Origin of the sequence: Ramlibacter sp. (genome assembly GCF_035706265.1) — a bacterium.
GTDB lineage: Bacteria > Pseudomonadota > Gammaproteobacteria > Burkholderiales > Burkholderiaceae_C > Ramlibacter.
Genome location: NZ_DASSVG010000545.1, coordinates 1 through 5103 on the forward strand (window position 1 = coordinate 1; position 5103 = coordinate 5103).

The following is a 5103-nucleotide window of genomic DNA, read 5'->3' on the forward strand; positions in this document are numbered from 1 at the left end:
GTTTGTCCGCCTCCGGAAGTAAAGGGGGAGGCGCGGGCGCGGCGCCATCACGGGCAACGGTTCTCATCCGCGCCGGAGGACATGGAGGAGGCGGACAAATCCGTCCTGTGCCGGACCGGGGGCAGCGAACGCAGCGCGGCACAGGCGGCACGAGGGTCAGGGATCGAGGCGACGCTGCAGGAAGTGCAGCAATAGGCCGACCAGAAACCCCGCGGCCACGTTCCACGTGCAAAGGGCCGCGCAGGCGATCAGCACCACCCGCTCGCCGCGCGCCGCCGGCCAAGCGAAGCCCGCTGCCAGTTGCAGGCCGCAGAAGAACAGCATCACGCCCAGCACCGGAGCGGAAAACAGCGCGAACAGGACCTGCACGGCGGCACTGGCGAAGAGCGCGAGCGCGAGCAGCACCCCACCCAGGATCACCACGGCGCCGCCGGTGCGCGCGCCGAACGCGACGTGCCCCGCCATGCCACCGGCGCCGTGGCACATCGGCACGCCGCCGACGCAGCCCGCGAGCACATTCATCAGGCCCGTGCTGACCGCGGCTTCGTTCTCGCGCAGCGGCCGCTCGGGGAAGAGCCGGTCGTGCTCCGCGCGCAAGGCCATGATCGCGTTGCCCAGCGTGAGCGGCATCTGCGGCAGCGCGAGCAGCACCGTGCCCGCGAGCACGTCGTTCCAGCGCAGGTCACCGAGCGACCACGCGGGCCAGCGCAGGCCCAGCGGCGTGTCGGCCAGCCGCTGCAACAGCTCCGGGTGCTGCCAGCCTCCGAGCCCCGCGCCGAGCAACAGCAGCGCGAACATCGCGGGGAGGCGGCGGCTACGCAGCAGGAGCAGCAACACGCCCCCGGCCGCCGCAGCCGCGACCCAACCCTGCTGCATCAGTTGCACACCCTGCAGCATGAAGCCGAAGCCGAGCCCCAGAACCACGCCCGTCACCACCACGGGCGGCACGCGCCGCAGCCCGCGCGCGAGCCAGCCGCTCGCGCCCAGCAGCAGCCACACGGCGCCCGTGACGAGCGCCGCGGCGTACACCGCCGAAGGGCCGATCACGCCCTGTGCCGCTTCCAACGAGGCCACCGCGCCGGCCGCCTTCATCGGCTGCACCGGCACCGGCGTGCGGTAGTGCAGGCCGCAGGCGATCATCGCCACGCCGAAGGCGAACAGCACGCCCAGCGGATCCAGCCCCACCACGCCGATGTACGCGGCCACGAAGGGCAGCAGCGTGCCGAGGTCGCCGAAGGCGCCGGCCCACTCCATCCGGTCGTAGCGGTTGCGGCCCGCGGCGCTCGCGGGCGCCTCCGAGGGGACAGCGCGCACCTCAGTTCGCCGTGTCCGCGTTCGGGAAGAACAGCTGCTCGCCGTTGACCTTGTAGCTGGCGATCGTCTGCTGGCCCGCCGGCGAGGTGACCCAGTCGATGAACTTCTGCGCCTCGGCCGCCTTGACGTGCGGGAATTTCTGCGGGCTCACGAGCATCACGCCGTACTGGTTGAACAGGCGCTTGTCGCCTTCCACCAGGATCGCGAGGTCGCCGCGGTTCTTGAAGCTGAGCCAGGTGCCGCGGTCGGCCAGCACGTAGGCGTTGCTGGAGGCGCCGATGTTCAGCGCCGGGCCCATGCCGCAGCCGCATTCCTTGTAGCCGCTGCCGCGGTTGTCCAGGCCCGCCGCCTTCCAGAAGCGCTTCTCCGCCGCGTCGGTGCCGCTCTTGTCGCCGCGCGAGACGAAGGGCGCGTTGGCCGCGGCGATCTTCTTCAGCCCCTCCACGATGTCCTTGCCCTTCACGTGGGCCGGATCGTTCTTCGGGCCCACCAGCACGAAATCGTTGTACATCACGGGGTGGCGGCGCGGCGCGAAGCCCTCGGCCACGTACTTCTCCTCGGCGGCGCGGTCGTGCACGAACAGCACGTCGGCGTCGCCGCGCCTGGCCATGTCGATGGCCTGCCCGGTGCCCACCGCCACCACCTTGACGGTGATGCCGCTGGCCTTGGCGAATTCGGGCAGCAGGTGGTTGAACAGGCCCGACTGCTCGGTGGAGGTGGTCGAGGCCATGACCATGGTGGACTGCGCCCAGGCGCCTCCGGCGACGGCGATGGCGACGGCGAAGGCACACAGAAGGCGACGCGTAGTCTTCATCCCAGTTCTCCTTTGACGAACAGTTCGGCCTCGCGCGAGGTCTCCCCCAGCGGGCCGTTGAAGAAGGTGTGCACCGGCAGGTCCGCCAGCACGCGGCCCTGCTCCATGTAGACCACGCGGGTGGCCAGGCGCTTGACCTGCCCCAGGTTGTGGCTGGCGAAGACGAGCGTCATGCCGGCGGAGGCGAAGTCGGCCATCAGCGCCTCGACCTCGCGCTTGGCGTGCGGATCGAGGCTGGCGGTCGGTTCGTCCAGCAGCAGCACGTCGGGCTGCAGCGCCCAGGCGCGCGCGAACGCCACCCGCTGCAGCTGGCCGCCGGAGAGCGCGCGCGCGTTGCGCAGCGCCAGGTTCTCCAGCCCCACGCGGCCGAGGGCCTGCCGGGCCCGCTCGCGCGCCTCGCGCCAGCGCACCCCGCGCAGCCACGGCGCCAGCGCCACGTTGAACAGCACCGAAGCCCGCAGCGCGAACGGCCGCTGGAACACCAGCGCCTGCCGCACGCGCACGTCGCGCACGATCGAGCCGGCCGCCGGCCGCAGGAGGCCGTCCAGCACCCGCAGCAGCGTGCTCTTGCCGCAGCCGTTGGCCCCGATCAGCGCCACGCGTTCACCCGGTGCGATGCGCAGGTCGATGCCGCGCAGGGCGCGCACCGCCCCGTAGCTGAAGTCGAGACCTTTGAGCTGGACCCAGGCGCTCACGCGTTGCCTCCCGCCAGCGCCAGTCCCTCGGTGTGCGCGCCGCGCCAGCGCGCGATGAGCGCGATGGCGGCATTGAGCCCCAGCACCACCGTCAGCAGGATGAGGCCCAGGCCCATCGCGAGCGGCAGGTCGCCCTTGCTGGTCTCCAGCGCGATGGCGGTGGTCATCACGCGGGTGAAGCCTTCGATGTTGCCGCCGACGATCATCACCGCGCCGACCTCGGAGACCGCGCGGCCGAAGCAGGTGAGCAGCACCGTCATCAGCGCATAGCGCTCGTCCAGCGCCAGCAGCAGGCTGCGCAGCGGCCCGCAGGCCCCGAGCGACTGCAGCTGCTCGCCGTTGGCGCGCTCGGCGTCTTCGACCACCTGGCGCGTGAGGGCCGTGCACAAGGGCAGCACCAGCAGCACCTGCGCCACCACCATCGCCTTGAACGAGAACAGCCAGCCCAGGAAGCCGAGCGGACCGCTGCGCGAAAGCAGCAGGTACACCACCAGGCCCACGACCACCGAGGGGATGGCGAGGAAGGTATTCAGCACGGTCACCACCGCGGCGCGGGCAGGGAAGCGCGCCACGGCGAGCCAGCCGCCCAGCATCAGGCCGAAGATGCAGGCCAGGATGCAGGCGACGCCGCTCACCGACAGCGACCGCGCGACGATCTCGAACAACGCCGCGTCGCCCTCCGCGACGAGCTGGAGGGCCCGCGCGAGGCTCTCCTGGAATGTATTCATGGGCCGGGATCCTAGTGCGCTACGGCAGCGGGCGCCCTCGGGTCTTTCGAGTTATGAAGCGGGGTGCATAGGCCCTCTTGCCGCCCTCATCCATACTTGCGTCCATGGACAAGGTGGAACTGCGCTACGACTTCGCCCCGCGGCGGCAGGACGGCTGGGTGCGCAACCCGCTGATGGACCTGCTGCACGCCGTGCGCGAACAGGGTTCCATCTCGGGCGCCGCCCGCGTGCTGGGGCTGTCGTACCGGCACGTCTGGGGCGAGCTGCGGCGCTGGGAAACGCAGCTCGCGCATCCGCTGATCGTGTGGGAGAAGGGGCAGCGGGCGCGGCTCGCGCCCTTCGGCGAGAAGCTGCTGTGGGCCGAACGCCAGGCGCAGGCGCGGCTCGCGCCGCAGATCGAGGCCTTGCATGCCGAACTGGAACGCGCCTTCGCCGTCGCCTTCGACGACGCGGCGCAGGTGCTGACGCTGTACGCCAGCCACGACGATGGCCTGTCGCTGCTGCGCGGCTTCGCCGCGAGCCAGGCGCGGCTGCACCTGGACGTGCGCTTCTGCGGCAGCGTGGACGCGATCACGGCGCTGAACACGGGCCGCTGCACGCTGGCCGGCTTCCACACTTCGCAGCAGCCGGGCCTGGGCAGCGTGACGCAGCACACCTACCAACCGCTGCTGCAGACCGGGCGGCACAAGCTGATCGGATTTGCCGAACGCAGCCAGGGGCTGATGGTGGCGGCCGGCAATCCGCTGCGGCTGGCGTGCCTGGCCGACGTGGTGGGCCGGCGTGCGCGCTTCGTCAACCGGCCGCGCGGCAGCGGCACGCGCCTGTTGTGCGAGGAACTGCTCGCACGCGAGCGGGTGGTGCGCTCCGACCTCGCGGGCTTCGAGCGTGAGGAGCCTTCGCACACCGCGGTGGCACAGGCGGTGGCCTCGGGCAGCGCCGACGCGGGCCTCGGCATCGAGGCGGCCGCGCGGGCCCGCGGACTGGACTTCGTGCCGCTGCTGCAGGAGCGCTATTACCTGGTGTGCCTGAAGGAAGCACTGGAGGAGCCGCCCATCGCGGCGCTGCGGCGGCTGTTGCAGGGCGAAGCCTGGCAGCGCGAGCTGGCGCACCTGCCGGGGTACGCGCCCTGGCGCAGCGGCGAAGTGTTGAGCCTGAAGGCGCAGCTGCCCTGGTGGGATCTGCCGCCCAAGAAACACCGTCGGGCCCGCGCGGGTGCGCCGGTGCCCGGAGAACCTTCCGGATCCGAATAGCTCCGGCTGACGGGTGGCCTCTGGTCCGGCCCGGAGGGGGTTTGTCCGCCTCCGGAAGTAGAGGGGGAGGCACGGCCTTCAGGCCGTGCCGGAGGACATGGAGTGAGGCGGACAAATCCGTCCTGTGCCGGACCGAGGGCAACGAACGCAGCGCGGCATGAACGGCACGATCGACTGTGTCCCGCGCACATCCCGCGATGCGTGAATCAAGCAGCACTGGATTCCCGCCTGCGCGGGAATGACGGAGGAAATGCAGCTCAAACCGCGCAGGTCCTGAACCCCACGAAACCGTCGTCCCGGCC

Annotated in this window: 5 protein-coding genes; 1 reads left to right on the top strand and 4 read right to left on the bottom strand. The window is 71.3% G+C overall.

All coding sequences use genetic code 11. The features are described 5' to 3' along the window. Positions 1 to 156: 156 nt before the first annotated feature. The 4 genes from VFM98_RS19550 to VFM98_RS19565 are packed head-to-tail and all read right to left on the bottom strand — an operon-like array spanning position 157 to position 3551. Positions 157 to 1314 carry a putative sulfate/molybdate transporter gene (locus tag VFM98_RS19550; protein ID WP_325111566.1) on the bottom strand — a complete coding sequence of 386 codons (1158 nt, stop codon included), beginning with the start codon at positions 1312 to 1314 and terminating at the stop codon, positions 157 to 159. Position 1315: 1 nt separating this feature from the next. Continuing rightward, on the bottom strand, positions 1316 to 2128 hold the full coding sequence (locus VFM98_RS19555; protein WP_325111567.1) for an extracellular solute-binding protein: 813 nt from the start codon (positions 2126 to 2128) through the stop codon (positions 1316 to 1318). Beyond that, positions 2125 to 2823, bottom strand: a complete 699-nt coding sequence (locus VFM98_RS19560) for a phosphate ABC transporter ATP-binding protein (RefSeq protein WP_325111568.1) — start codon at positions 2821 to 2823, stop codon at positions 2125 to 2127. Before VFM98_RS19560 ends, VFM98_RS19555 begins: the two co-directional genes overlap by 4 nt. Continuing rightward, a complete protein-coding gene (locus tag VFM98_RS19565) occupies positions 2820 to 3551 on the bottom strand; it encodes an ABC transporter permease (RefSeq protein ID WP_325111569.1) in 732 nt (243 codons plus the stop codon). The genes VFM98_RS19560 and VFM98_RS19565 overlap by 4 nt, the downstream gene beginning before the upstream one ends. 104 nt (positions 3552 to 3655) lie before the next feature. On the opposite strand from VFM98_RS19565, the gene VFM98_RS19570 reads away from it, so the two are divergent. Further along, the gene (locus VFM98_RS19570) at positions 3656 to 4801 is read left to right on the top strand and encodes a substrate-binding domain-containing protein (protein ID WP_325111570.1); all 1146 of its coding nucleotides are present in this window, start codon (positions 3656 to 3658) and stop codon (positions 4799 to 4801) included. The last annotated feature ends 302 nt before the right edge of the window (positions 4802 to 5103 follow it).

Excerpts from the sequence above, each read along its gene's own strand:
- VFM98_RS19570 (WP_325111570.1), top strand. The coding sequence starts at position 3,656 with ATGGACAAGGTGGAACTGCGCTACGACTTCGCCCCGCGGCGGCAGGAC.
- VFM98_RS19565 (WP_325111569.1), bottom strand. The coding sequence starts at position 3,551 with ATGAATACATTCCAGGAGAGCCTCGCGCGGGCCCTCCAGCTCGTCGCG.
- VFM98_RS19555 (WP_325111567.1), bottom strand. The coding sequence starts at position 2,128 with ATGAAGACTACGCGTCGCCTTCTGTGTGCCTTCGCCGTCGCCATCGCC.